Below are 26,330 nucleotides of genomic sequence, written 5' to 3' on the forward strand. Positions count from 1 at the left end.
GGGGGTGGGTGGAGGGATGTAAGGCCTTCCGGTGCCCTCTCGTTACGGGCTCGCTCCCCCCCCCCCCCCCCCCCCCCCTGCCCGGCGGAGCCGGGTTTCCTGGGGCTCCGCCCCAGACCCCGCGCCTCCAACGCCGGCGGGGCTGAATCGGCGGCGCCGCTCACGACGCCTCCGCGCGGTCGGCGGCCATGCCCGCCGCGTCGAGGAGTGCGGTGCCGACGATGAGGTCCGCGCCGCCGAACTCGTGGTCGTCGAGCTGCGTGCCGTCGTCCACGGCGAAGAGCAGGCGCTCCTCCCCCTGGCGGTAGGCCGTTCCGACGGCCGGGCTCGCCGCGTGGACGGCCAGCAGGGCCACCAGGTACGGCAGGTCCGGGTCCCTGCGGCGGGCCTCGGCGAGGAGTCCGGACAGGCGGCGGGGCGCGTCGTGCGGGAGGTCCAGGAGCTCCATCGCGGCCGCGAGCTGCTCCTCGCTGAAGCGGCTGTCGTCCGGGGTGGCGATCAGGTCCGGCTCGGGCATCTGCGCGCCGAGGTGCTCCCGTTCCACGGGCGGGGTGAGCAGGATCTCGACCAGGTCGGCCACCCGCACCGACACCGGCGTGCGCAGTCCCGCGCCGGAGGCGAAGAATGCGTCGGTGACCCGGCTCGCCTGCTCCAGGGGAAGCGGCAGCAGCGGGGCCACGAGCTGGCCGTACAGGTCGATGCCGGCGCGCTGCGCCGGGGCGGCGAAGGCCTGGCGGTCCTGCTCGGCACGGAACAGCGGGCCCGCGTCCAGCAGCCGGGACTGGAGCTGGGTGTGCCGGCGGATGCAGTCCTTGACGATGTCGACGAGCTCGGCGGCCCGCCGCTTGTTCTCCGGCTCCTCCGCCTCGTCGCGCGCCTTGCGGATGTTCGTCAGGATCGCGTTCTCGTGCCGGTAGCGGTCGGCGACGTGGTCGAGGGCCTCGGCGATCATGTCCGGGACGGCCTGGAGCCAGTCCACCGCCCGGACGTTGCGCCGCGTCGCGTCCAGCGTGCGGCGCAGGGTCTCGGCGTACTGGACGGTGCGGTAGCGGGCCTGTTCGGCCGCGAGCTGGGCGTCGGCCAGCCGCCCGCGGCTGATCAGCACCTCCAGCTTGACCTCGGCGGCGATCTGGGCGCTGGTCACGTCGGTGTCGAGGGCGCCGACGAGGACGTTGACGGCCTCGTCGGTGGTGCGCAGGTAGACCGCGCCGCCGTAGCCGGGGACCTCTTCGATCAGCTTGAAGTCGTAGTCCCGGCGGACGTAGACCCCGTCCGGGCCGAACGTGCCGTAGATCGCGCGGAAGCCCCGGTCGACGCTGCCGACGTTGATCAGGTTCTCCAGCACCCAGCGGGCCACCCGCTCGTGCTCGGCCGCCGGCCGCGCGGGGGCCTGCGCGGCGACGCGCGGCAGCAGCCGGGCCACTATCTGCTCGTGATCGGCGCCCGTGTCGAAGTCCATGTTGAGGGTGACCAGGTCGATCGCGGCCAGCGCGACCTCCGCCATCGCGTAGACCCCGTACTCGCCGGCCAGATTGGCCTTGCGGACGTCGAGGTCGTGCAGCGGGGCGGTGCAGGCGAGGGCGCGCAGCCGCCGGGCCAGGCCCTCGTCGGCGGCCGGGCCCGGCGCCGGGGACGGAAGGGTCTTCGCCGGGGCGGGGAGAGTCACGGACAAAGACTAGGCGCTGACCCTGACAACATCCCAAACGCCGGGGTTCGGCCGGATCGTCCCGGGCCCCTGCTCTACGCTCGGCGCATGGATTCCATGATCGCATCCGCACCCGTGATCGACCTCAACGCCGACCTCGGCGAGGGCTTCGGGCGCTGGACGCTCACCGATGACGAGGCCCTGCTGTCCGTCGTGACGAGCGCCAATGTGGCCTGCGGCTTCCACGCCGGGGACCCGTCCATCATGCGCCGGGTCTGCGAGCTCGCCGTCGAGCGGGGCGTGCGGATCGGCGCCCAGGTGTCCTACCGCGACCTCGCCGGCTTCGGCCGGCGCTCCATGGACGTGCCGGCCGGTGAGCTGGCGGACGAGGTGGCCTACCAGATCGGGGCGCTGGAGGTGTTCGCGCGGGCCGCCGGCTCCCGGGTGTCGTACGTGAAACCGCACGGCGCGCTGTACAACCGCACCGTGCACGACGCCGACCAGGCGGCCGCCGTGGTCGCGGGGGTCCGGATGGCGGCGGGCGCCGGGGCCACGGGCGGGCTGCCGGTGCTGGGGCTGCCCGGCTCCGTCCTGCTCGCCGCCGCCGGGGCGGCCGGGCTGACCCCCGTACCGGAGGCCTTCGCCGACCGCGCCTACACCCCGGCCGGGACCCTGGTGCCGCGCGGCGAGCCGGGGGCGGTGCTGCACGAGCCCGACGCCGTGGTCGCGCGGGCGGTCGCGATGGCCGCTCAGGGCGTGGTGACGGCCTCCGACGGCTCGCGGGTGGACGTGGCCGCGCGCTCGCTGTGCCTGCACGGGGACACCCCGGGGGCCGCCGGCCTCGCGCTGCGGGTCCGCGAGGCCCTGGGCGCCGCCGGGGTGCGGGTGGAGGCCTTCGCGTGAGGACCCTGGTGGTCGGCGACGAGGCGCTGCTCGTCGAGCTGGACTCCGCCGAGCAGGTGGCCGCGCTCCACGCGGAGCTGCTGCGCCGCCGGGACGCGGGCGAGCTGGGGCCCGTACGGGACCTGGTGCCCGCGGCCCGGACCGTGTTGCTGGACGGCGTACGTGATCCGGCCGCGCTCGGCCACCGGATCGCGCGGTGGCACGTACCCCCGCTGTCGCCGACGCAGGGGCCGCTGGTCACCGTCCCGGTGCGCTACGACGGACCGGACCTGGCGGAGGTGGCCCGGCTGTGGGGGGTGGCCCCGCGGGAGGTGGCCGACATTGTCGGCGGCACGGACTTCCGGGTGGCCTTCTGCGGTTTCGCCCCCGGCTTCGGCTATCTGACGGGGCTCGCGGAGCGCTGGCACCTGCCCCGCCGGGCCACGCCCCGTACGTCGGTCCCGGCGGGCTCGCTGGCCCTCGCCGGGGAGTACGCGGGGGTGTATCCGCGCTCCTCCCCCGGTGGCTGGCAGCTGATCGGCTCCACGGACGCGGTGCTCTGGGACCCGCAGCGGGAACCGGCGGCGCTTTTCACCCCCGGAGGACGGGTGCGGTTCACGCAGGAGGGCCGGTGAGCGCCCTGCTGGTGGTGCGGCCGGGGACCCTGACCACCGTCCAGGACCCGGGGCGGCCCGGCCACGCGCACCTGGGCGTGCCGCGGTCGGGGGCGCTGGACACGGCGGCGTACGCGCTGGCCAACCGGCTGCTCGGCAACCCGCCGGACGCCGCGGCGCTGGAGACGACCCTCGACGGGGTCGGGCTGCGGGCCCTGGCGGCGACGGTCGTGGCGGTCACGGGCGCGCCCTGTCCCGTACGGGTCTCCGGCCGCCCGGCGGCCTGGGGAGCGCCGGTCTGGCTGCCGGCCGGGGCGGAGCTGGAGGTGGGCCGGGCGGAGTCGGGGCTGCGCAGCTACGTCGCCGTGCGGGGAGGCCTGAGCGTCCCGCCGGTCCTCGGCAGTCGCGCGACGGACCTGCTGTCGGGCCTCGGGCCGCCGGTCCTGTCGGCCGGGACGCTGCTGCCGGTGGGGCCCCCGGGCCCGGAGCCGGCGCGCGGGGCGGACGCCTGCGGCCTGCCCGGGCCGCCCACGGAGCTGCTCCTCCCGCTGCGGCTCGGGCCGCGGGCGGACTGGTTCACGCGGGCTTCGCTCGACGGGCTGTGGCGGGCGTCCTTCCGGGTGTCGGCCATGTCCAACCGCATCGGCCTGCGCACGGAGGCCGGTGCCCCGCTGGTCCGCAGCCGCCGGGAGGAGCTGCCGAGCGAGGGCATGGTGCTGGGCGCGGTCCAGGTCCCGCCGGACGGGCTGCCGGTGGTGTTCCTGGCCGACCACCCGGTGACGGGCGGCTACCCGGTGGTCGGCGTGGTCCCGCCGGGCCCGGCGCTGGACGCGGCGGCGCAGGCCCGGCCCGGCACGCCGGTCAGGTTCCTGCGGGCCCGGTGACACGTGCGGGGGCGCCGCAGCCGACGGGGTGCGGGGGCCGACGGGGACCGACCGGCCTCGCGCTTGCCGCGGGCCGGCGCGGGCGGCGGTCATGTCGAACGGCACCGCCCTCGGGCCCCGTGCGGTCCGGACGCCCGTCGGCCGGGGCCGGTCAAACGTCCGCGGAAACGTGGAACCGCGGCGGCGCCCGGGGTGTCCCCCTACACGGCGGACTCCGGCGCGATGCGGCTGCGCACCGCCGACTGGACGTCCTCTTCCTCCGCGGGGTCCGCCGCCAGGCGGCGCAGCCGGGGCGCGACCCGCGCGTCGGCGGTTTCGGCGTGGCGGGCCGCCACCTCACGGGTGGTCTCCTCGCAGTCCCACAGGCATTCCACCGCGAAGCCCGCCGCGAAGGAGGGGTCCGTGCTGGCCAGGGCGCGCGCGGCCCGGCCGCGCAGGTGGGAGGAGGCCGTCTCGCGGTAGATGTGGCGCAGGACGGGGGCGGCGCAGCTGATCGCGAGGCGGCCGGCTCCGTCGACCAGGGCGAACAGCCGCGGGGTGTCGGGGCCCGAGCCCCGGACGGTGGAGCGCAGGGCGCCCAGGACCAGGGCCGCGTCCTCGGCTCCGCCGCGGGCGGCCAGGGTGGCCGCGGCGGCGGCGCCCAGGGCGTCGGGGCGGTGGACCCAGCGCCGGGCCCGGTCGACGGCCTCGGGGCCGCACATGCGCTCGTAGGCGGCCACGGCGGGCTCGTCGGCGGCGGCTTCGATGAGGTCCAGCACGGCCGGGTTGTCCGGTTCGGCGAGGACCAGGTGGTGCAGGGCGGTGGCGCGGGCCGCCTCGCCGCAGGCCCCTGCGGCGGCGGCGAGGATGGCGGACCGGTCCTCGGGCGAGGCCACCGCGGCCAGGCAGCGCGCGGCGGGCACGTGCAGCGGCGTGCCGCGGCGCAGCCCGTCGGCGGCCCAGTCGAAGACGGCCTGGACGCCCCAGCCGGGCCGGGGCCCGCTCGGGGTGAGCTGGCGCTGCCAGCGGTCGAAGGAGCCCTGCTGGCGGGCGGCGCGCAGGCGTTCCCCGTACTGGGGCGACTCCTCCCACAGCCACCACGGCCGGGGCTCGTACGCGTCGCGGATTGCGGCGGCCAGCCGCGCCTCGCCCTCCGCCGTGGCGGGGAAGCGGGCCAGGACGGGCGCGGCCAGGGACCGCAGCCCCTCGTCGTCGTCGCGCAGGGCGAGTTCGTCGAGGGCCCAGGCCCAGTTCGCCCCGCCGGCGGCGTACCGGCGCAGCAGCATGAGGGCGTCGTCGCGGCCGTACGAGGCCAGGTGGCCCAGGACGGACAGGGCGAGGCCGGTGCGGTGGTCCTCCTCGTCCAGGAGGTCCTCGGCGCTGAAGAGGTGGGCCTCGATCTCGCCCAGGGGGCCGTCGAGGTCCAGGTACAGCCTGGCGTAGTACAGCGAGCGGTTCTCGACCTGCCAGTCCTGGCGCGGGTCGCGGAGCACGCACTGGTCGAGGGCCTCCAGGGCCTCCGCCCTGGGTGCCGCGAGCGCGTGCAGCGTGCCGTCTCCGCGGCCCCGCTGGAGGAGCCCGAGGAGGGTGCCGCTCGGCGCTATGACTGGTTCGAACATGGGAATGGCCTCAAATCAAGCTGGGGACGCAACCGGGAATCGGGATTCACAGGGCCGCGTAACAGCATGTGAGGACGTCCGCCGTCATGTTCCGCTCGATGTAGACCATTGCCTTCTCACTCTCGTCGGTGCTTCGTGACCACATGGCGGCCGGTTCCGCAGGGCCGGGCCCGGACACCCGTTGTGTCCTGCCCGCTCCTGCCCGTCCGCCGTGCTCGCGAATCGAATCCGACGCCATGATGACCCAGCCGGTTTGTGCACCGCGACCACATTTACGGCCGCCGTGATCAACCTGTGAGCTCGGCGGCGCCCCCGGCCCGGCAAAAAGCGGACTACTTGGCTCCGAAGAGTTCCAGCAGGTCGGCCTTTGCGAACATGCGCGCCGTGTCCACCGCGGAGGGGGTTCCGGCGGTCGGATCGGCCCCGCCGGCGAGCAGGGCGCGGATGACGGCCTCCTCGCCCTTGAACACGGCGCCGGCGAGCGGGGTCTGGCCGCGGTCGTTGGCGCGGTCGGCCTCGGCGCCGCGGGCGAGCAGGGCCGTGACGGTGGCGGCGTGGCCGTGGTAGGCGGCGAGCATGACGAGGGTGTCGCCGCGGTCGTTGGTGAGGTTCGCCGGGACCCCGGCGTCGAGGTAGGCGGTGAGCGTCTGCGTCTCCCCCTGGCGGGCGAGGTCGAAGATCTTCGTGGCCAGTTCGATGACGTCCTCGTCGGGGACTTCCGGGGAGGCGCCTTCGGTGTGCTCGCTCATCGTGCGTACCGCCTTTCACTCGCTACTGCCATGAAGCTTCCCCGGGCCGTTCGGGCAGGGGGGCGCACGGCACTGCGTCCGTACGGGTGAATCGCCAGAGTAGCGCCCTGGCCTGCACATGTACGGCCCGGACCGAGGCAATGATCACCTGCGACCCCCTGCGCGGCGGACGCGCCAGCCGAGGTGGGCCGGTCAAGTGAAAAACTCGCCGATTCACCCGTATGCACCTTTTGTCGCATTGATACTTCCTGTGAGCCTGGAAGAACTGATGGTGACTGTCCCCACCAACCAGGAGAAGCTCTCATGGTTCTGTCCATCTCAGGCGTGGTCCTGCTCGGCATCATCTGCTTCCTCTTCTTCAAGAAAGACGGGATGAAGCTGTCGCACGCGTTCGTCTCCTCGCTCTTCGGCTTCTTCCTCGCCGGCTCCGCCATCGCCCCGAGCATCACGGCGAGCACGGCGAGCCTCGCGAGCCTGCTCGGCGGGATCAAGCTCTAGCCGGGCCCCGCGCAGCGCATCACCAGCAACACCCGAAACACCCGTCACATCCACAACTCCAGGAGACGCCCGTGGCCCGGCGCCCACTTCCCCGCATTCTCAGCAGCGGCACCGTGTCGCTGTCCCGGGGCCGCGACCTCGCTCGCACGGCCGCCGACAGTGCCACGGACGTCCTCCATCCGCTCCTCACCATCGGACGCGGCCTGCGCATCCTGGCTTCGACCGGGCGGCGCAAATGGGCCGAGACCCCCAAGGACAAGCGTGGTCCCGCGCTGTTCCTGGGAGCAGCCTGCGTCCTGGTGGTCGCGCTCGTCCCCTACGGCCCGCTCCTCGCCCTGATCACCCTCATGGCGGCGGCGGCCTGGCAGGGACGCGACCGCAATCCGGTGAAGACCGGGCCCAGCGATGCCGAGACCGAACGGCTCGGCTCCCTCTACGAAGCCCTCGTGCCGTACTTCTCCATCCCGGAGGACCCCAGTCCGCTCTTCGCCCACGGCGGGGAGTGGGACAAGGCCTTCAGCGGCCACGAGTTCGACGAGGCGGGCCGCATCACCCGGCTCCACATCCGCTACCCGGCCTACTTCACCGATGGCGAGGCCGCCTCACGGGCCCGGATCGAGGCACTGCTGCACGCCAAGTCCGGGCGCGGACGGGAGTATCTCTTCGACTGGGACGAGGAGGGCAACCAGCTCGACCTGAGCGTGCTGGCGGCGCTGCCGACGGGCATCGCCGCCCAGCCGTTCGTCACCTCGCCCGGCGAGACCGTGCTCGGTTTCACCGACGCCGGCAGCGTCCAGCGCACCCTGCCCGTCCTGGAGGGCGACGAGCCCCGTGACGTGCCGCCGGTGATCTGGCGCACCGGGCCCCGCTCCACCGAGCCGCACCTGCTGACCGTCGGCCAGCCCGGCAGCGGCACCTCCACCCTGCTCCGCTCCCTCGCCCTACAGGCCCTGCGGCACGGGGGCGACGTGATGATCGTCGACGGCGGCGGCAGCGGCGACTACTCCTGCCTGACCGGCCGCAGCGGCGTCCTCGCCGTGGAATGCGGGCCGACCGGGGCGCAGGCCACCCTGGAATGGGCCGCGCAGGAGACCGAACGGCGCCTCATCGCCACCCACCGGGCCCGCGAGAGCGGCCGGCCGGCGCCCGAGGACACCCGGCGCCCGCTGTGGATCCTGCTGGACCAGCCCAGCGTGCTGGCCCACCTCGCCGTCGCCGAAGGGCGCCCCGATCCGCTGGCCGCGTTGCAGGTGCCGCTGCGGCACGGGCGGCCCGCGCACGTCACGGTGGTGGTGGCCGAGCAGTTCGACCACCTCGAGCTGCTGCACGACGCCATCTGGCAGCACACCCGCGCCCGGATCGTGCTCGGGCCCGCGACGATCCAGCAGATCGCCGACGTGCTGGGGCTGCCGCCGCACACCACCCCGCCGACCCACATGCCACCGGGCCGCGGGTACGCCCGGCTCGGTACGGGTCCCGTGTACCGCTTGCAGGTGCCCGCCACCCCGGACCCGTACGACGAGGCCGCGCACCCGCTGCACCGGCAGGCCGTACGGGAACTGCTGCCGGGGCGGCCGGCTACGGGCGCGGGCGGCGGCCAGGGCCACGCCACGCCGGGCAAGTCGCTCCAGGGGCAGCCGCCCGCCCAGGCGCAGGGCCCGGCCATCGACTCCCCGGACGTCCCGGACCTCCCGGAGGTAGCGGCGGAGACGCCGTAGCCCCGGCCGGCGGCCCGACGCTAGGGGCGGCCACGCCGGCCCGGTCAGCCTGCCGGCCACGCCCGTCGCACGCTCGACCGGCTACGCCACGAAGGTGCGCGGCGGCTCCGCACCGCCGCCGCCCGCGCCGGTGCCGACCAATCGGGCCGCCGCCGCCAGTCGCGACGCCGCCTCGTCGGCCACCGGCCCGCCCACGGTGAACGGCAGCCGGACGTAGCCCTCGAAGGCCCCGTCCACGCCGAACCGCGGCCCCGAGGGGACGCGTACGCCCACCCGCTCCCCCACCTCGGCCAGCCGGGACCCGGAGAGTCCGCCGGCCCGGGCCCACAGGGTCAGCCCGCCCCGGGGCACCTCGAACTCCCAGTCCGGCAGCTCCCGGCGCACCGCCGCGACCAGCGCGTCGCGGTTGTCCCGGGCCTGGTCACGGCGGATCTGGACGGCCTCCTGCCAGCCCCCGGTGCGCATCAGCCAGTTCACGGCGAGCTGTTCCAGCACGGGCGTGCCCAGGTCGGCGTAGGCGCGGGCGGCGACCAGGCTGCGGATGACGTCGGGCGCGGCGCGGACCCAGCCGATCCGCATGCCCGCCCAGAAGGCCTTACTGGCGGAGCCCACGGTGATGACCGTGCTGCCGGCGGGGTCGAAGGAGCAGACCGGGCGGGGCATCGGCGTCTCGGTGTCCAGCTGGAGCTCCAGCATGGTCTCGTCGGCGACCAGGACGGTGCCGGCCGACCGGGCGGCCTCCACCATGGCGCGGCGCTGCTCCTCGGAGGCCAGTGCCCCGGTCGGGTTGTGGAAGTCGGCGACGACGTAGGCGAGGCGGGGGGCCGAATCGCGCAGCACCTGCCGCCAGACGTCCATGTCCCAGCCGGCCAGCCCGTCGGCCATGGCGACGGGGACCAGGCGCACCCCGGCGGCGCGCATCAGCTGGAGGATGTTGGCGTAGGAAGGGGACTCGACGGCGATCCGCTCCCCCCGGCCCGCGAAGAGACTGCAGATCGCGTCGATCGCGCCCATCGCGCCGGTGGTGACCATGATCTGCTCGGGCATGGTGGGGATGCCCTGCTCGGTGTAGCGGTCCGCGAGCATGCGGCGCAGGGCGGGCAGGCCGGCCGGGTAGTCGCCGTGGGTGTGCGCGTACGGCGGCAGTTCCTCCAGCGCTCCCTGGACGGCCCTGGTCAGCCAGGGCTCGGGGGCGGGCAGGGCCGCGCAGCCGAGGTCGATCATCGAGCCGAGGGACTCGGGCGGCAGCGGCTCCAGACCGCGGGCGGGCAGCGGGTTCCCGGCCGGTACGGAGGTCCAGCTGCCGGCGCCGCGGCGGGATTCCAGGAACCCCTCCCCGCGCAGGGCCTCGTACGCGGCGGCGACGGTGGTGCGGCTGAGGGAGAGGGCGACGGCCAGCTCCCGCTCGGCGGGGAGCCGGGCGGCGACCGGAACGCGGCCTTCCAGGACGAGGAGGCGGATACCGTCTGCGAGGGTGCGGTAGGCGGGCAGCTTGCGCGCGCCGGAGACGGCGGGCCGCTCCTGTTGCGAGCTGATGAGACGAGCGAGCTGAGCGGCACCGACCGCTGAGGTCCATTCGGCCATGGTGTCCGGTCCACCTTCGTCGGATTGGCCTCGACGGCGCGCGCCGGAGGCCGGGATTGGATTGATACCTGCGGCACAGACTGCCACGTGCCAGTCCACTCGCACCAGGGGGCCTCGGACCGGAGGTCGGCGAAGAGGGCACGGCACATCGGTGAAGGGGGCCCGGCGCTCGGTTTCGTCCGCGCTCGCGTCCCCCGTCCACCTCGCCGGCCACCGGCCCCTCCCGCCACGGGGGATACTGCCGCCGTGACGCACGTACGCCTTCGCCATCCGTATCTGGACCACCCGGCTCCGATCGCCTTCGCGCACCGCGGAGGCGCCGCGGACGGGCTGGAGAACACCGCCGCCGCCTTCCGCCGGGCCGCCGAGGCGGGCTACCGGTACTTCGAGACCGATGTGCACGCCACGGCCGACGGGAAGCTCGTCGCCTTCCACGATTCCACCCTGGACCGGGTCACCGACGGCCGGGGCCGGATCGCCGAGCTGCCCTGGGCCAGGGTCCGCGAGGCGCGCGTGGAGGGCACCGAGCCCCTGCCGCTGTTCGAGGAACTCCTGGAGGAGTTCCCGGACGCCCGCTGGAACATCGACGTCAAGGCCGAATCGGCGCTGCACCCGCTGATGAAACTGATCGCGCGGACCGGGATCTGGGACCGGGTCTGCGTGGGCTCCTTCTCGGAGAGCCGGGTGGCCCGAGCCCAGAGGATCGCCGGTCCCCGGCTGGCGACCTCCTACGGGGTGCGCGGCGTGGTCGGCCTGCGGCTGCGCTCGTACGCGATCCCGGCGGCGCTGCGCGTGGGTGCGGTGGCGGCCCAGGTACCGGAGAGCCAGGGGGGCGTCCGCGTGGTCGACCGGCGCTTCGTACGGACCGCGCACGAGCGGGGACTGCAGGTGCACGTGTGGACCGTGAACGAACCGGAACGCATGGAGGCTCTCCTGGACCTGGGAGTCGATGGCATCATGACCGACCGGATCGACATCTTGCGCACGGTGCTGGACCAGCGCGGGGCCTGGGCCTGACACGCTCTTCGGCTGCCGCACGGGACCCGGCGGCCGCTGCCGTACGGGGACCAGCGAGGGGGACGCCGCATGACCGCGGAAGACAGCAGGAAGAGGGAAGAAGCGGAACCGGGGGCGGAGGACGGCAGATCGGCCGCCTCGGCTGCGACCGCCACGTCCGCGGCCGCGACGGCCGCGCGCAAGCGGGAGCAGCGGGGCTGGTACTTCTACGACTTCGCCGTCTCGGTGTACTCGGCGAGCGTGCTGACCCTGTTCCTCGGGCCGTACCTGACCGAAATCGCCAAGGAAGCCGCGAACCCCGAGGGCTTCGTGTACCCGCTGGGCATCCCGGTGCGGTACGGGGCGTTCTTCGCCTATTCGGTCTCCGCGTCGGTGATCCTGGCCGTCCTGCTGATGCCGCTGGCCGGGGCCGTCGCGGACCGCACCGGCCGCAAGAAGCCGCTGCTCGCGGTGGCCGCGTACACGGGCGCCGCGGCGACGGCGGGCATGTTCTTCCTGAGCGGTGAGCGCTATCTGCTCGGCGGGGCGCTGCTGGTGGTGGCGAACGCCTCGCTGTCCGTCTCGATGGTGCTGTACAACGCCTATCTGCCGCAGATCTCCACCCCGGACGAGAGGGACGCCGTCTCCTCGCGGGGCTGGGCCTTCGGCTACACCGCGGGCTCCGTGATGCTGGTGGTGAACCTGGCGCTGTTCCAGGCCCACGACACCCTGGGCCTTTCCAAGGGCGAGGCCGTGCGCATCTGCCTGGCCTCGGCGGGCCTGTGGTGGGGCGCCTTCGCCCTGATCCCGCTGCGCAGACTGCGGGACCGGGCCGTGGTGCGGGAGCCGGGGGCCGCACCGGCGCTCAGCGGCTGGAAGCAGCTCGTCGCCACGCTCAAGGACATGCGGCGCTATCCGCTGACCCTGTCGTTCCTGCTCGCGTACCTGATCTACAACGACGGCGTGCAGACGGTGATCTCCCAGGCCGCCATCTACGGCAAGCTGGAGCTGGAGCTGGAGGAGTCCACCCTGATCGGCGCGGTGCTCCTGGTGCAGGTGCTGGCGGTCGCCGGCGCGCTGGGGATGGGCCGCCTCGCCCGCGTCTACGGCGCGAAGCGGACGATCCTGGGTTCGCTGGCCGCGTGGGCGGTGACGCTGGCGGTCGGCTACTTCCTGCCCGCCCGGACGCCGGTGTGGTTCTTCGCGCTCGCCGCGATGATCGGGCTGGTGCTGGGCGGCAGCCAGGCGCTGTCGCGCTCTCTGTTCTCGCACCTGGTGCCGGCGGGCAAGGAGGCGGAGTACTTCTCGGCGTACGAGATGAGCGACCGCGGCCTGAGCTGGGTGGGACCGCTCGTCTTCGGCCTGACCTACCAGGTCACGGGCAGCTATCGGGACGCGATCATCTCGCTGGTGGTCTTCTTCGCACTGGGATTCGTGCTGCTGGCGAGAGTGCCGGTGCGGCGCGCGGTGGAAGCGGCAGGCAATCCTGTACCGGAGCGGATCTGAGAGCGGGTCCGCGCGTGGGTCCGGTCCGCATCCACGAACGAATTCCGAACGGATTTAGACGTTGAAGCAAAGGGCCGGTAGTGTACGCCTTTGGCCTGCCAGGCGGACCGTTACTGCGCGCTTGAGAAGTGTAGACGTTGGGTGACATCTGCTGCCAGATGTGACAAAACGGGCATTGGTGGGTACAACAAGGGGCGGCACGACGGGCGACGCATGACCCGGAGCGGGAATCTATACCGCAGTCCGGACGTTGACCGGATGACGACGACAGCGACACCTGTCCTGTGGGCGACAAGCCCGGGAGGCACGATTCATGAGTGAGCGAGCTCTCCGCGGTACGCGCCTCGTGGTTACCAGCTACGAGACGGACCGCGGCATCGATCTGGCCCCGCGCCAGGCGGTGGAGTACGCATGCCAGAACGGACATCGATTTGAGATGCCGTTCTCGGTTGAGGCAGAAATTCCGCCGGAGTGGGAGTGCAAGGCGTGCGGCGCCATGGCACTCCTGGTGGACGGGGATGGGCCCGAAGAGAAGAAGGGCAAGCCTGCGCGAACGCACTGGGACATGCTCATGGAGCGGCGCACCCGCGAGGAGCTGGAGGAAGTGCTTGCCGAAAGGCTCGCGGTCCTTCGTTCCGGCGCCATGAACATTGCCGTGCATCCGCGGGACAGCCGCAAGTCCGCCTGACAGCCGGACGAACAGATAAGCCGAGGGGCCCCGCCACACACCGTGTGGCGGGGCCCCTCGGCTTATCTCACGGGGTCAGAGCGAGCGGGTCAGCAGCTCCTACGGGGCCAGGGGCGGGCGGTACGCCGCGCCGTCCGGGCCGTCGTGCCGCTGCCCGGGCCGGTCCTCGCGGATGACCTCGCCCGGCACGATCTTGCCGTCGGGGTAGTGGATGCGGGCCTGCTGGAAGGCGTCGCCGAAGGTGCCGGCCTGCGCCGCGGCCACCTTGCGCTCCAGCGAGCGGGCCGTCCGGCGGCCGAGCCAGGCCCGGACGGGCGGGAGCAGCAGGAACAGGGCCACCACGTCGGAGAGCAGCCCCGGCAGCATCAGGAGCAGGCCCGCCAGCATGGTGAGGCCGTTGCCCTGGCCGGGCTGCTGCGGGGTGGGCTGCCGGCCCTGCTGCGCCTGCTGGAAGGTGTCCGCCAGGTTCTTGAAGGCGCGCCGCCCGGCCCGCTTGATGACCACCGCACCGAGGATCATCCCGCCCGCGAGCAGCGCGGCGACGCTCACCGCGCCGCCGGCACCGGCGACGAGGCTGAGCAGCCAGATCTCCAGGATCAGCCAGGCGGCGATCGCCAGGGGGAGGAAGGTGCGGGCGGCCGAGCGCCGCCGGGGGGCGGTCGAGGTGCCCGACCGCATGGATCCAATGCCGGTCGTCATACCGTCAAGTGTGCCCGGGACCGCGTAAGAGCGGCCTCAGCCGGAGGTACCGGACAGCCCCTAGGGGGTGTCCCGTCATCCCCGGTGGATGGGCGCGCGGCGGGTCAGACCGAGCGGTCCGGCTTGCCCAGCAGCTTGGCCGCCTGGGCCTTGAGACCCCACTGGGTGACCCTCCACAGGGCCTCCACCACGATGTCCTTGCTCATCTTGCTGTCGCCGAACTCACGCTCGACGAAGGTGATCGGCACCTCCACCACGCGGAATCCCTTCTGCACGGCCCTGCGGGCCAGGTCGACCTGGAAGCAGTAGCCCGCGGAGGCCACCTCGTCCAGGCCCAGGCCCTCCAGGGTCTCGCGGCGAAAGGCCCGGTAGCCGCCCGTCACGTCGCGGATCGGTACGTTCAGCATCAGCCGGGAGTACGTCGAACCGCCGCGCGAGAGGATCTCGCGGCTCTTGGGCCAGTTCACGACCCGGCCGCCCGGCACCCAGCGGGAGCCGAGGACCAGGTCCGCGCCGGTCAGCGCGGTGAGCAGCCGGGGCAGCTCCTCCGGCTGGTGGGAGCCGTCGGCGTCCATCTCGACGATCACCCCGTACCCGGCCTCCAGGGCCCAGACGAAGCCCGCAAGGTAGGCGGCGCCCAGTCCCTCCTTGCCCTTGCGGTGCAGGACGTGCACGTGGTCGTCGCCGACCGCCAGCTCGTCCGCGAGCTTGCCGGTGCCGTCGGGGCTGTTGTCGTCCGCGACCAGAATGTGGGCCTCGGGCACCGCCGCGCGGACGCGGCCGACGATCAGCCCGATGTTCTCCGCCTCGTTGTAGGTCGGAATGATCACCAAGGCTGTTCCGAGCGGCCCGTAGGCCCGCTGTCCGCCGTCGCTCACTGAGTCCCCTTTGTGCTCTCGCACGTCCTGTACGTCTGGTCGCAGAGGATGACTTTAGAACAGCGATCGGGGCCCGCGGTCCTTCGGGCCGGTCAGAAGGCCGCTGGATGCGGGCCGCCGTGACCGTTGTCTACTGGACCGCCGGGCCCCGACCGGGGGCCACCCTCTCCCGGCCACGGCCGGGGGTGCCCCCACCGGCGAAACCTTCCCTCGCCCCCGAGGCGCGGGCGCGCTGAGCAGACGGATCCGTCCGGTACGGACGTCCTGTGGTGGACCCGGCCGAACTTATCCGGGTCCGACCGCCCGTACCGAACCCAGGCCCCCCGGATCACCCCTGTGGGCGTACGAATACCTCCCGCCCGCCGACGACCGTCGCCAGGCACACCGGCAGGTCCGACCCGGGGCTCAGATCGGGCAGTCCGGGAGTGCCCGAACGGGGGTCGGTGGACCAGCGGGCCACCCGGTCGTCGGGGGCCTGGACGACCAGGTCGCCGGTCTGCCAGAGCGCGTAGTCGGCCGGGGCGCCGGGCACGAGGATCCCCGCGTCGTCGCGGCCCAGCGCCCGCCAGCCACCCCGGGTGTGGGCGGTGAACGCCGCCCGGACGGAGATGCGGTGCTCGGGGGTGCGGTGGAAGGCGGCCGCGCGGACGGTGCCCCAGGGGTCGAGCGGGGTGACGGGGGCGTCCGAGCCGAAGGCCAGCGGGACACCGGCCTTGAGCATGGCCGCGTACGGGTTGAGGGTGCGGGCGCGCTCGGCTCCGAGCCGGTCGGCGTACATGCCGTCCTCGCCGCCCCAGGCCGCGTCGAAGGCGGGCTGCACGGACGCGGTGAGCCCCAGCTCGGCGAAGGCGGCGATGGCGGCGGGAGTCATCATCTCGGCGTGCTCGACGCGGTGCCGCGCGGCGCGCACCCGGGCCAGGCCGACCCGCTCGGCGGCCGCGCGGACCCCCTGCACGACGGCGGTGATCGCGGCGTCGCCGATGGCGTGGAAACCGGCCTGCAGGCCCGCCTCGGTACAGGCGGCCACGTGCTCCGCGACGGCGTGCGCGTCGAGGTAGCCGGTGCCGGTGTGCGCGGCGTCGGCGTACGGGGCGTGCAGGCACGCCGTGTGCGAGCCGAGGGCGCCGTCCACGAAGAGGTCACCGGCGGCTCCGACGGCCCCCAGCGCCTTGGCCCGGTCGAGGTCCCGGTCGGCCCAGTACCCGAAGACGCGCGGCCCGGGCCGCTCGGCCGCCAGGTCGAGCAGCCCCGTGAAGTCCTCGGCCGAGGAGATGTCGGGTCCGCCGCACTCGTGCAGCGAGCCGATGCCGAGGGACGCGGCCCGGTCGAGGGCGGCCCGCTGGGCCTCGGCGCGCTGGGCGGGGGTGACCGCGGCCAGCGCGGCCCGCCGCACGGCGTGGTGGTCCTCCCGCGTCAGCGGCTCGTCCCCGTCGGGCCGCACCCCCGGAACCAGGTCGAGCAGGGCCGTGGTGACCACCGCCGAGTGCACGTCGATGCGGCTCAGGTAGAGCGGGCGGCCGCCCGCGGCCTCGTCGAGCTCCGCGCGCCTCGGCGCCCGCCGCTCGGGCCAGCGTGCGGCGTCCCAGCCGTGCCCGAGGAGCACCCGGTCGGCCGGACGGCCCGCGGCGTAGGCCCGTACGAGGTCCAGCGCGGCGGACAGGGAGCGCGCTCCGGACAGGTCCAGCCCCGTCAGGGCCAAGCCCGCGGAGGTGGCGTGGACGTGGGCGTCGGTGAAGGCGGGCGTGACGAGCGCGCCGCCCAGGTCGACGACCTCGTCCACGCCCTGAGCGAAGGCGTCGGCGGCGCCCTCGGAGCCGACCCAGGCGATGTGGCCGCGCTCGACGACCATCGCGGTGGCGAAGGGGTCGGCGGGGCTGTGGACCTCGCCCCCGCGGAGGAGAACGGTCCTGGTCGGTGCTCCGGCGGCGTCGGCGGAGTGGGCGGTGCGGTCAGTCATGCCGACCAGTCTCCCGCGTCACCCTCCCCCGTCCGACCGCCGGGTCCCCTCAGGGGCCCGGACACCCCCTAAACGCGGGGCGGGCGGGCCTCGTAGGGGGTGGAAAGGACCACGGTGGTGCGCGTGGAGACGTGTGCGAGGGCGCGCAGCCGGCCCAGCAGGTCCTCCAGCTCCAGGGGCGTGGCGACGCGCACCTTGAGGATGTAGTTCTCGTCGCCCGCGACGCTGTGGCACGCCTCGATCTCCGGAACACCGGCCAGCCGGTCGGCGATGTCGTCCGGGGCGCTCGGGTCGAAGGGCTTCACCGAGATGAACGCCGTCAACGGCAGCCCGACGGCCTCCGGGTCGACCACGGCCGCGTAGCCGCGGATCACCCCGCGCTGCTCCAGGCGGCGTACCCGCTGATGGACCGCCGACGTGGACAGTCCCGTGGCCTTGCCCAGATCCGTGTAGCTCATCCGCCCGTCCCGCACGAGCAGATCCACGATCTGGCGGTCCAGCTCCTCCATTGCGCTCATAGCCGCACAACTTAAGGCCCAAGGGCCCTCCAGGCACAGCGGTGTCCGCCCACTGGAGGCATCTGCGGCAGGCATGTGACCAAGGCCACAGGGGTAGGCAAATGGCAGGCCGGTCTGTTGTGGTTACTCGTGACGCTCGGCGGGAAGTGCTTGCTGTGGCCGAGGCCGCAGAACCTGCCCGCCCGGCCCACCCAAGGGGGAGTACATCCATGCTGAACACCAAGCGCACCGGTCGCACCGAACCGGATCCTCTCGAACCGTTCGATTCCGGGGACGCCGAGGACTCCGAATACCTCGACGACGCCGAGGGGTTCGAGATCCACCACGCGATCTGCCCCGACTGCGACCAGGCCATCGCCCTCGTCGCGGGCGAGGAGTTCCTGCCGCAGCACGCGCTCTGCCTGACCCCGTGGAACCCCTTCGGGCTCACGGTGTGCGCGGGCACCGGTCGGCCCGCCACGGACGCGCTGCCCACGGTCGGCAGGATCCAGCCGGTGGAGGCGCAGGCGCTCGAATCCGTCGCCCTGTCCGCCCTTCCCCAGGGCCTGGACTGGCGCACGCAGCCCTTCTCGCACGTCGGCGGCCCGGGCTCGCGTCCGGTCCGCGTGGTGAGCCCCGTACTGCCGCAGGCCCAGGCGCAGACGCGGCAGCAGCACGCGCAGGCGGCCTGACGGTCGCCCGGGCGCTCCGCTCACCTCTTCCGCTTCCCTAGCAGCTTCCGGCTCGCTGCTCGCTGCTCGCTGCTCGCTACCAGTACGTGCCCTGCACCATGGCGGCCAGGCTGGCGTGGTGCAGGATCAGGCCGTCCGGATCCGCCGGGATCTCGACCTCGCCGAAGTGCGCCTGGCGGTAGGCGATGCGCAGCATCACGATCGCGTGGCGCAGGGCCGCGTACAGGGTGTGGAACTCCATGTCCCGCGGGGTGTGGCCGGTGAGTTCGGCGTACCGGCGCTCCAGGTCCTCGCGGCGCAGGAAGTCCGGCAGGCCGGGCTGGCCGAAGCTGACCGTGAGGTCCTGGAAGAAGCGGTGCAGGTAGACGGTCCAGCCGAGGTCCACCTCGCGCGGGGCGTACGCCGCCATCTCCCAGTCCAGTACCGCCGCCGGCGTGAAGCCGTCGTAGACGACGTTGCCGATGCGGGCGTCGCCCCAGTTGAGGACGGCCGGGCCCTCGTCGGCGGGCCACAGCTCCTCCAGTCGGGCGAACGCCCGCTCGATGAGCGGGGACGGGGCCAGCCCGCCCACCACCCCGGAGTAATAGGCCCGTTGGGCCTCCACGTGCCGGCGCAGCGGGCTGCCCTCGCCGGCCGGGAGGAGGAACTCGGCCTCCTTGGCCGGGAACTGGTCGTGCAGACGCGCCAGCAGCGCGATGCTGGCCTCCTGGAGACCGGCACGCTCGGCGTCGGTCGCGGCGTACAGCCAGTTGCCCTCGTAGGTGTAGGGCATGACATCGGGCGGGACCCGGCCCTCGGCGCGGGCCATCACGAAGAACGGCGCGCCCAGCGGCCCCGGGTCCTCCTCCAGCCACTGCACACGGGGGACGGGCACGTCCGTGTGTTCGGCGACCAGTCTCATCACGCGGTGCTGGCGGGGCATGTCGTACGTCGGGAAGACCGTGTAGGCGGCCGGATCGGCGGCGAGCCGCAGCGCGCAGGCGCGCAGCGGGGCGTCGGGGTGCTCTATGTCGAAGAGCAGGGTTTCGCTGGACATGCCGTTGGAGCCGGGGACGGAGACGTTGGTGACCTTCGCGCCGGGGAGCTTCGTGTCGAGCCAGACGGCGAGGCGGCGGCCGAGCTCTTCGGGCTCTCGGGTGGAGGTGCGCGGACGTGGAGCGGTGGCCATGGAGGAGCTCCCTTCCTAGGAGTTGCCATGGGGCTACTGGGCGACGGAGGAGTAGTCGGTGAAGCCGCTCGGGTCATGGCGCCCGAAGCTGCCGTGCTCGAAGATGCCGTGGCCCACCTGGCCGTCAAGGGTGAAGCGCGCCGCGTGGTCGGTGACTCCGAAGGCAGCCATCGGGTGGGCCGCCGGGTCGGACAGGTCGAAGACGCGACGGTCGGTCCAGCCTCGTCCCTGCCAGGTGCCGTGCTGCCAGTCGGCGGCGGGCGGGTAACCGGCGCCTACGGCGAGCGGGGAGGAGCTGAGGATCTCCACGCCGAGTTCGAGGGACTTGCGGGCCGGGTCGGTGAGGTGGACGACGGCGCTCTCGGGGTGCCGGCTGCCGGGCCGGTAACGGATCTCGGTGTGCGGCCAGCCGAGCTGGACGTCGTTGCGCCCGCTGCCTTCCGGGAAGACCTGCACGGCTTCGTTCAGGGTGCGGTGCCCGTCGGCGTCCTCCTGGGCGATGACCATCACGAAGCGGTCCTCGAAGCGGACCGGGATCCAGAGCCAGTGGAAGCCCTCCGGGCGGTACTCCTCCGCCGCCCGCCCGCCGTCCTCGCCGGGTATGGGCCGCACACCCCAACTCCGGTCGCGCGTACCGGTCCACTCCCCCGGGGTGAGGGTCAGCTCCTCGCCCTTCGCGCGGATGGTGCCGGTGACGTTGCCGGCCTGGACGAAGCGACGCCCTTCGAGCATGAGGCGGTCGCCGCGCCGCTGGATGTGGTGGGGCTCCCAGACGGCGGGGAACTCCGCGGTCCAGGTGACGTCGTACGAGAGCCCGTGCGGGTCGGCCGGGTCTGCGGCGCAGCGCAGCGTGAGCTGCTGGAGCGGGGCGTCGACGGTGATGGACAGGGGTCCCACCGAGAGGTTCATCCGCTCGTCGGTGAGGGCGTCGGAGGCGCGGACGGCGAGGAGCTCGTCGCCGACGCGGAGGGTGGCGTAGGCGTCGATGACCCCGGCGTTGGGGTAGACGCCGAGGCCGAGGATGAGGAGGGCGCGGCCGGCGTGGTCGAAGACGTGGAAGATGCACCGGTCGTAGGCGTTCCGGTCACCGCTGACGAGGTGCTTCATCGACAAGGGAGCCTGGTGGATGGGGTATTCGTCGAGGGCGACGGGCCGGTCGGCGGGCATGGCGAACCTCCAGGACGGACGACGTCGGGGCGTGGGCAGGAGGGGGACGGGGGACGCGCAAAGGAAGAGAGGGCCAGCTCAAGCGGATATGACGGTACGTCAGAAACCCTGCGGGAGGCCACCCTTCCGGCACGTTCTGACAGACGGGCACGGCACGCCGGGGCGGGTGGGGGCGGGGAGCCGCTCCGACGGGCGGGGGCCGACGGGGGCGGGGCGAGGTGGCGGCGGCCGACGGGGGCGGGGCGAGGTGGCGGCGGCCGAGCGAGGTGGCGACGGGCCGGGGCAAGGTGGCGGCGCCCCGCGAAGCGGGACCAGACCCGCGGGGACGACACCGGCCGGGAGAACCGGCGGCGGGAGAACCGGCGGCCGGGATCAGGAGCGTGCGGGGAGGCTACGCGGGCGGGAGCGCGCAGGCGGGCGGGGCGGTGCGGGGGTGGCTTCGGGGGCGGGATCCCCTGGGGCGGCATCAGGGAGGTCTTGGGGGTTTCCCGTCAGTCTCATCGTCTCTCCGTGTCGGGCCGGTCCCTCAAGGGCGCTCCCTGCGGTCGCGTCGCTGCGCGATGGCCTTCGGCCACCCTTGACCGACCGTCCCGCCCCGGACATACGAAGACTGCCGGGAAACCCCCAAAGGAACGGGCCGGGCCTTCTATTTCAGGGACGGGGAGAGCAGGGATGCGCGGCCTGGGCCCCGGCCGGCCAGCCCAAGAGGCGGGCGATCCGCATCGACCCCGGGACGGGGGCGGCCAAAGCTCCCCGCACGGCGGCCAGATGGAGCTGGCGACGGATCAGACGGGGTGGACGCGTCAGATCGCTACGCGCTTCTCATCTCTCAGCGTCTGCCGGCCGTCCGGGGCTGGACATAGGCCGCCCACGACCGTCAGAAATCGCCGAAGAGGGCGTCTGACGGCTGTCTTGGGAAGTTCAGGCGCCAGAACGCGCCTATACCGAGCTGTATCCGGGTCAGCGTGGGTGGGCGACCGGAAAGGCCGTCGGTTTGCCCCAATTGGGGCGGTCTGTCCGTGGGTTCGTGGGAGTGGGGTCGCTCTGATGGGAGTACAGCTCGGCTGAGGCGAGGAATCGACGCCCACGACCCTCCACCAGCCCCCTGCCGGCCCTCTCCACCACAAACGACCGGCTGCCGCCGTCGTCGGGGAGCGTGTAGCGATCTGTGGCGGCCTATTCCCAGCCCCGGACGGCCGACGGACGCTGAGAGATGAGAAGCGCGTAGCGATCTGACGCGTCCGCCCCCACCCCGGGATCCGATGGCGATCGGCCCGCCTCTCGGGCTGGCCGGCCAGCGCCCAGGCCGTGCATCGCGACTCTCCCCGCCCCTGAAATAGAAGGCCCGGCCCGTTCCTTTGGGGGTTTCCCGGCAGTCTTCGTATGTCCGGGGCGGGACGGTCGGTCAAGGGTGGCCGAAGGCCATCGCGCAGCGACGCGACCGAAGGGAGCGCCCTTGAGGGACCGGCCCGACACGGAGAGACGATGAGACTGACGGGAAACCCCCATACGCGTCTCTGATCCCGCCCGCGTGGCCCCCGCCCAACCCGAAGCCACCCCCGCACCGCCCCTCCCCGCCCGCGTGGCCCCCGCCCAACCCGAAGCCACGCCGCACGGCCCCACCCCCGCCCGCCTGGCTCCGCCCCCGAAGCCCCCCGCCCGCGCCGTGGGACGGCTCGAACGGATAGCCGGGCGGCCGGGGCGATTACCCGGGCCTTCGGTCCGGCGTTGGCCTGGTATGACCATGCTTCAGTCGGCAACGGGCCGGCGGCGTCGTCCGACGCCGCCGGGTTGCGAAGAATCGGTTCAGCAGCCTCATCAACATCAGCATCAGTCCCAGCAGCCGCGTGAGCAGCAGCAGGTTCCCGATCCGCCGATCTACCGCGACCTGGTGGCCCGGTGGGCCGACGACGGCCGCACGCTGCCCGGGCGGCGTGATCCGGAGTGGTCCCGGCTCACGTCCTCCCCGATCTGGCCCACCGGCAGCAGCGGGCTGTACTAGGCCCTGGCCGCCAAGGACGTCAGCGCGTCTCCGGGCCCGCCAGGTGGCGGGCGATGACCATGCGCTGGATCTGGTTGGTGCCCTCCACGATCTGGAGCACCTTCGCCTCGCGCATGAGCCGCTCGACGGGGAAGTCCGCCGTGTAGCCGTAGCCGCCGAGGATCTGGACGGCGTCCGTCGTCACGGCCATCGCCGCGTCGGTGCAGAACAGCTTGGCCATCGCCGCCTGACGGGAGAACGGCTTGCCCGCGTCCCGCAGCCGTGCCGCCGCGAGGTACAGCGCCCGGCCCGCCTCGAGCTTGGTGGCCATGTCGGCCATCATGAAGCGCAGCCCCTGGAAGTCGGCGATCGGGTGCCCGAACTGCTTGCGGTCCAGGGCGTACACCAGGGCCTCGTCCAGGGCCGCCTGGGCGACGCCGATGGCGCAGGCGGCGATGCCCAGGCGTCCCGCGTCCAGTGCGGCGAGGGCGATGGAGAAGCCCTGGCCCTCCTCGCCGATGCGGCGGGAGTCGGGCACCCGTACGCCGTCGAAGTGCAGCTGGGCGGTGGGCGAGCCCTTCATGCCCATCTTCTTCTCGGGCACGGCCGCGCTCAGGCCCTCCGCGTCACCGGGGACCAGGAAGGCGGTGATGCCCTTGGGTCCCTCGACGCCGGTGCGGGCCAGGACGGTGTAGAAGTCGGCGACACCGCCGTGAGTGATCCAGGCCTTGGTGCCCGTGATGATCCAGTCGTCGCCGTCGCGCACCGCCTTGGTGGCGAGCGAGGCGGCGTCGGAGCCGGCGGCCGGCTCGGAGAGGCAGTAGGCGCCCAGCAGGCCGCCGCCGAGCATCGCGGGCAGGTGGGTGGCCTGCTGCTCCTTGGTGCCGTAACCGGCGAGGCCGTGGCAGGCCAGGGAGTGGACGCTGACGCCGAGGCCGACGGTGAGGCGGGCCGCGGCCAGCTCCTCCAGGACCTGGAGGTAGACCTCGTACGGCTGCTCGCCGCCGCCGTACTCGCCGGCGTACGGGAGGCCGAGGAGGCCGGCCTCGGAGAGGAGGGTGAAGATCTCGCGCGGGAAGCGTCCGGCGTCCTCTTCATCGGCGGCCCGGGGGCGGATCTCCCGCTGGGCGATCTCGCGTACGAGTGCGAGGAGGTCCCGGGACTCCTCGGTGGGCAGCTGACGGTCCACCGGCTGCGGGGCGCGGTCGGTCATGGCGGCGCTCTCCTCCCTGGTCGGGCACGGCGGCGACGCGTCAGTGGTGGGACGCGGCGCCGGGTCTGGGTGCTCCTGCAGCCGATCCTGCCCGTCCCGGATCACGGGAGGGGCTGTTCAGCGGCTGCGGCGGCTTGAGTATGCCCGATCAGGGGCCTTCCGTCACCGGGGCAAGATCACCGGGCTGAGCGCACGGCTCTTCGGGCGCGGGAGGTGCCGGACACTCCGGGACGAACTCCTCGATCACGGTGCGGGTCGCGCGCCAGCCGGCGCACCAGCGGGTCCACGAGCCCGCGCGTTACAGCCAGCCGACCTGGGTCACGAACATGGCGACGACGACCACGAGGGTCCAGCCGAGGACGTGTTCCAGCCAGGAGGAGCCGTCCTGGGGGCCGCCGGTGCGGACGAGGCCGCGGGCGCGGAGGCTGGGGGTCGCCGGGGTGGGGGTGGCGGTGTGAGCGGTCATGCCGTCCAATGTGCCATCGTTCGCGGCTTTCGCGGGAGAGACGATGGTCACGCCCCGCGTCAGCGGAGGCGTATGGAGGCGTGCCGAGCTGTACGGCGCAACCCGGCACGACGGGGCCCCGGACGCTCTGGTCACCCAGAGCGTCCGGGGCCCGGTGGCCGGTACCGGCCCCTTCCGGCGCCCGCGTCAGATGCGGGTCTCGCGGGTGCGGCCGGCCCTGCTCTCGCGGGTGCGGCCCGCCATGGCCGCCATCGCGAGGCCGAGACACAGGGCGACGACTCCGGCGATCACGTTGCTGACCACGGTGCGCGTCGTGTCCATTTCACCGGCGATGACCCACGGGGCGACGATCGTCCACGCACCGAGGCCCACCGCCGTCCACGCCATCGCGTGTGTGCGCTCGTAGGCGGAACCCAGACCGCCCATGCACAGGCAGTACGCCAGGCCGGCGATCAGGTTGTTGATGGCCAGCGGGGTGAGGGTGCTGAATCCCGCGATCCACGGGGAGGCTGCCAGGTAGAGGCCCGTGAGGAGGGCCAGTGCTTCTACGGCCTGCGCTGCGGGAGTGCTGGTCACCCGCTCGAACCGAGTGCGCATCTCGGCGAGGTCGGGGTGGTGCTCGATGCTCGTATGGGTGGTCATGGCGGACTGCCTCCTCTTACGACGAAGCGCTTATGTGCCATTTACCCCATTATGTTCCACATATCCGCGCCGGCCGGTCAAAGGGAGACTCCGCGGCCGCTTCACAGCACTCCGACCAGCCGCAGCGCCGCGATCTGCGCCGGAGCCGGGAGCGCCGGGACGTAGAGGTAGCAGACGCCCCCCGTGCCGCTTCTGACCTTGCCGTTCGCGTCGTACCGCTTCGTCCGGAGCCAGATGTTCTCCCACTCGGCGCGCCGGTAGACGCGGCGGACCGACGGGTTGTCGGGCGCGTTGGGATCGTTGGCGATCACGTCCCCGGCGGCGGTGAAGCCGATGACGGTCATCAGGTGGCCGCTGGTCCCGTAGCCCGCGCCGGTGAGCTCCTCGGTGCGGAAGGACTGCGAGGTGATGACCGGGATCCCGGCCCCGATCAGGGTCTCCAGGTCGGTCAGGGAGGCGAGGCGGGTGATGACGCCGGCGAGCCCGCGATAGGTGGCGGCGTAGGCGGCGTTGAAGGGCCAGTTCCCGCAGCCCCGGTAGGCGGCGTCGTAGGTGGAGCGGGCGGCGTGGCAGATCTGCGGGTCGGCGTACTGGGGGTTCACCCAGCTCAGGGCGGTGGCGCTGGCCCTGCCTCCCCAGAACTCGATGACCATCTGGGAGGAGGTGGGGCTGCACCAGGCTTCGCCGCCGTTGTCGTATTCGGGGTACTGGCCGGCGTGGGTCTCCTGCGAGTAGCGCGGGACCTTCAGCTCGTGGGCCCTGCCCGAGGGGGTGGAGGCGGGGACGGTGAAGCGGTCGGGGACGTCGCAGACCATGGCGCCGGCCAGCCATACGGTGGGGCCGCGGTCGGCGCCCGGCTTGCGGTGGAGGGTCAGGCGGAGCTGCCAGTGCGTGATCCGCAGCCCGGCGGCCGCGGCGGGGGCGTCGACGGCGAGGGTGTCGGTCCAGACGGTGGACTTGCCGTCGCTCTGGCCGTCCAGCGAGGTGCGGCGGATGTCGCGGTCGCCGGAGGCCCACCGGCCCATGACGTACCAGGGGGTGGCCGCGCCGTCGGTGTAGGTGCCGCGCAGTTCGATCTGGATCCAGGTGCCGGCGGGGGTGCGGGCGTTCCAGGAGGCGATGGCCTCGGTGGCGGGCACGGTCGAGCGGTGCAGCGGGGAGGTCCAGGTGGCGTACTCCCAGGTGCTCTTCTTTCCGGTGTGCGGGTCGGCGTACTCGGTGCGCCCCGCCGCCACGGAGATCTCCAGGCCGGGGCGGGTTCCGGCGACGGCGGTGGTGCCCTGGTGGGTGCCGGCCAGCCAGTGGGCGTAGGAGAACCAGAACCGGTTGTCGACGGTGCGGCCCGGCGCCTCCGGGGCGGGCGGGACGGCGGCCGAGGCACCGGCACCGTCGCCCGGGACGGCGCCCGGCGCACCGTCGCCGGGGACGGTGGCGGCCGCGGCCCCCGGGACGGTGGCCGCGGTGGCGGTGGCGGCGACCGCCAGTGCCGCGGCGAGCAGGGCCCTGCGGGGCGTGGGTGTGGTCATCGCGAGGTTCCCCCGGGGTGGTCGGCGCTGGGTGGCTCTTCACCCTTCCAGTTCCCGGCGGCGGTACGCCGAAGCCCAGGGC

General features: G+C 73.5%; 24 protein-coding genes. 10 read left to right on the forward strand and 14 right to left on the reverse strand.

What is annotated here, in order from left to right; genetic code table 11:
- Positions 1-160: 160 nt before the first annotated feature.
- Positions 161-1,666 carry a hypothetical protein gene (locus AC07DU_RS30305; RefSeq protein ID WP_479114902.1) on the reverse strand — a complete coding sequence of 502 codons (1,506 nt, stop codon included), beginning with the start codon at positions 1,664-1,666 and terminating at the stop codon, positions 161-163.
- Positions 1,667-1,753: 87 nt separating this feature from the next.
- Here AC07DU_RS30305 and AC07DU_RS30310 point away from each other — a divergent pair, with 87 nt between their 5' ends.
- From AC07DU_RS30310 to AC07DU_RS30320, 3 genes are read left to right on the forward strand one after another with little or no spacing between them, the layout of a single operon-like run.
- Positions 1,754-2,548: a LamB/YcsF family protein gene (locus AC07DU_RS30310; protein WP_479031266.1), complete on the forward strand. Its 795-nt coding sequence runs from the start codon at positions 1,754-1,756 to the stop codon at positions 2,546-2,548.
- On the forward strand, positions 2,545-3,162 hold the full coding sequence (locus AC07DU_RS30315; RefSeq protein WP_360900970.1) for a 5-oxoprolinase subunit B family protein: 618 nt from the start codon (positions 2,545-2,547) through the stop codon (positions 3,160-3,162). The genes AC07DU_RS30310 and AC07DU_RS30315 overlap by 4 nt, the downstream gene beginning before the upstream one ends.
- The gene (locus AC07DU_RS30320; RefSeq protein ID WP_479114905.1) at positions 3,159-4,025 is read left to right on the forward strand and encodes a 5-oxoprolinase subunit C family protein; all 867 of its coding nucleotides are present in this window, start codon (positions 3,159-3,161) and stop codon (positions 4,023-4,025) included. The genes AC07DU_RS30315 and AC07DU_RS30320 overlap by 4 nt, the downstream gene beginning before the upstream one ends.
- A 200-nt stretch (positions 4,026-4,225) precedes the next feature.
- Here the strand turns inward: AC07DU_RS30320 and AC07DU_RS30325 are convergent, their stop codons facing one another.
- Together AC07DU_RS30325 and AC07DU_RS30330 are read right to left on the reverse strand one after the other, a co-directional pair.
- Positions 4,226-5,623, reverse strand: a complete 1,398-nt coding sequence (locus AC07DU_RS30325; RefSeq protein WP_360900976.1) for a HEAT repeat domain-containing protein — start codon at positions 5,621-5,623, stop codon at positions 4,226-4,228.
- 332 nt (positions 5,624-5,955) lie between these two features.
- On the reverse strand, positions 5,956-6,372 hold the full coding sequence (locus AC07DU_RS30330; RefSeq protein WP_360900979.1) for an ankyrin repeat domain-containing protein: 417 nt from the start codon (positions 6,370-6,372) through the stop codon (positions 5,956-5,958).
- A gap of 303 nt (positions 6,373-6,675) precedes the next feature.
- On the opposite strand from AC07DU_RS30330, the gene AC07DU_RS30335 reads away from it, so the two are divergent.
- A complete protein-coding gene (locus AC07DU_RS30335; RefSeq protein WP_215020655.1) occupies positions 6,676-6,870 on the forward strand; it encodes a hypothetical protein in 195 nt (64 codons plus the stop codon).
- Between the two features lie 71 nt (positions 6,871-6,941).
- On the forward strand, positions 6,942-8,588 hold the full coding sequence (locus tag AC07DU_RS30340; RefSeq protein ID WP_479114907.1) for a P-loop NTPase family protein: 1,647 nt from the start codon (positions 6,942-6,944) through the stop codon (positions 8,586-8,588).
- A gap of 81 nt (positions 8,589-8,669) precedes the next feature.
- Here AC07DU_RS30340 and AC07DU_RS30345 read toward each other — a convergent pair whose 3' ends face one another.
- A complete protein-coding gene (locus AC07DU_RS30345; RefSeq protein ID WP_360900985.1) occupies positions 8,670-10,172 on the reverse strand; it encodes an SCO1417 family PLP biosynthesis transcription factor in 1,503 nt (500 codons plus the stop codon).
- A 246-nt stretch (positions 10,173-10,418) separates the two neighbouring features.
- Between AC07DU_RS30345 and AC07DU_RS30350 the strand changes: the two genes are divergently transcribed.
- The 3 genes from AC07DU_RS30350 (at position 10,419) to AC07DU_RS30360 (ending at position 13,362) form a co-directional block, all read left to right on the forward strand.
- Positions 10,419-11,189 (forward strand): glycerophosphodiester phosphodiesterase family protein, encoded by a 771-nt coding sequence (locus AC07DU_RS30350; protein WP_479114909.1) that lies wholly within the window; start codon positions 10,419-10,421, stop codon positions 11,187-11,189.
- A gap of 69 nt (positions 11,190-11,258) precedes the next feature.
- Positions 11,259-12,674: an MFS transporter gene (locus AC07DU_RS30355; RefSeq protein ID WP_479114911.1), complete on the forward strand. Its 1,416-nt coding sequence runs from the start codon at positions 11,259-11,261 to the stop codon at positions 12,672-12,674.
- A 313-nt stretch (positions 12,675-12,987) separates the two neighbouring features.
- Complete coding sequence (locus AC07DU_RS30360; protein ID WP_007262928.1) at positions 12,988-13,362, forward strand: RNA polymerase-binding protein RbpA; 375 nt, start codon at positions 12,988-12,990, stop codon at positions 13,360-13,362.
- Between the two features lie 99 nt (positions 13,363-13,461).
- Here AC07DU_RS30360 and fxsA read toward each other — a convergent pair whose 3' ends face one another.
- The 4 genes from fxsA to AC07DU_RS30380 form a co-directional block, all read right to left on the reverse strand.
- On the reverse strand, positions 13,462-14,040 hold the full coding sequence (fxsA, locus tag AC07DU_RS30365) for an FxsA family membrane protein (protein WP_479114944.1): 579 nt from the start codon (positions 14,038-14,040) through the stop codon (positions 13,462-13,464).
- Between the two features lie 125 nt (positions 14,041-14,165).
- Positions 14,166-14,939: a polyprenol monophosphomannose synthase gene (locus AC07DU_RS30370; RefSeq protein WP_360900994.1), complete on the reverse strand. Its 774-nt coding sequence runs from the start codon at positions 14,937-14,939 to the stop codon at positions 14,166-14,168.
- Between the two features lie 328 nt (positions 14,940-15,267).
- The gene (locus AC07DU_RS30375) at positions 15,268-16,896 is read right to left on the reverse strand and encodes an amidohydrolase (protein WP_453375136.1); all 1,629 of its coding nucleotides are present in this window, start codon (positions 16,894-16,896) and stop codon (positions 15,268-15,270) included.
- A 68-nt stretch (positions 16,897-16,964) separates the two neighbouring features.
- The gene (locus AC07DU_RS30380; RefSeq protein ID WP_030011705.1) at positions 16,965-17,405 is read right to left on the reverse strand and encodes an Lrp/AsnC family transcriptional regulator; all 441 of its coding nucleotides are present in this window, start codon (positions 17,403-17,405) and stop codon (positions 16,965-16,967) included.
- Between the two features lie 218 nt (positions 17,406-17,623).
- Here AC07DU_RS30380 and AC07DU_RS30385 point away from each other — a divergent pair, with 218 nt between their 5' ends.
- On the forward strand, positions 17,624-18,085 hold the full coding sequence (locus tag AC07DU_RS30385; protein ID WP_479031284.1) for a hypothetical protein: 462 nt from the start codon (positions 17,624-17,626) through the stop codon (positions 18,083-18,085).
- A 76-nt stretch (positions 18,086-18,161) separates the two neighbouring features.
- Here AC07DU_RS30385 and AC07DU_RS30390 read toward each other — a convergent pair whose 3' ends face one another.
- On the reverse strand, positions 18,162-19,253 hold the full coding sequence (locus tag AC07DU_RS30390) for a phosphotransferase family protein (RefSeq protein ID WP_479114914.1): 1,092 nt from the start codon (positions 19,251-19,253) through the stop codon (positions 18,162-18,164).
- 33 nt (positions 19,254-19,286) lie between these two features.
- On the reverse strand, positions 19,287-20,420 hold the full coding sequence (locus AC07DU_RS30395) for an Rv3169 family protein (protein ID WP_360901006.1): 1,134 nt from the start codon (positions 20,418-20,420) through the stop codon (positions 19,287-19,289).
- Between the two features lie 1,738 nt (positions 20,421-22,158).
- Here AC07DU_RS30395 and AC07DU_RS30400 point away from each other — a divergent pair.
- A complete protein-coding gene (locus AC07DU_RS30400; RefSeq protein ID WP_360902229.1) occupies positions 22,159-22,422 on the forward strand; it encodes a hypothetical protein in 264 nt (87 codons plus the stop codon).
- 19 nt (positions 22,423-22,441) lie between these two features.
- Here AC07DU_RS30400 and AC07DU_RS30405 read toward each other — a convergent pair whose 3' ends face one another.
- From AC07DU_RS30405 to AC07DU_RS30420, 4 genes are all read right to left on the reverse strand, one after another.
- Entirely contained in the window at positions 22,442-23,614 is a 1,173-nt protein-coding gene (locus tag AC07DU_RS30405) for an acyl-CoA dehydrogenase family protein (RefSeq protein WP_479114916.1), read from the reverse strand.
- A 298-nt stretch (positions 23,615-23,912) separates the two neighbouring features.
- Entirely contained in the window at positions 23,913-24,080 is a 168-nt protein-coding gene (locus AC07DU_RS30410; RefSeq protein ID WP_360902235.1) for an SCO1431 family membrane protein, read from the reverse strand.
- Positions 24,081-24,266: 186 nt separating this feature from the next.
- Positions 24,267-24,722, reverse strand: coding sequence for an SPW repeat protein (locus AC07DU_RS30415; protein ID WP_479031292.1), 456 nt, complete (start codon positions 24,720-24,722; stop codon positions 24,267-24,269).
- Between the two features lie 101 nt (positions 24,723-24,823).
- Positions 24,824-26,248 carry a peptidase C39 family protein gene (locus AC07DU_RS30420; RefSeq protein ID WP_479114918.1) on the reverse strand — a complete coding sequence of 475 codons (1,425 nt, stop codon included), beginning with the start codon at positions 26,246-26,248 and terminating at the stop codon, positions 24,824-24,826.
- Positions 26,249-26,330 lie beyond the last annotated feature (82 nt).

The organism is Streptomyces sp. NPDC045695 (assembly GCF_056432025.1).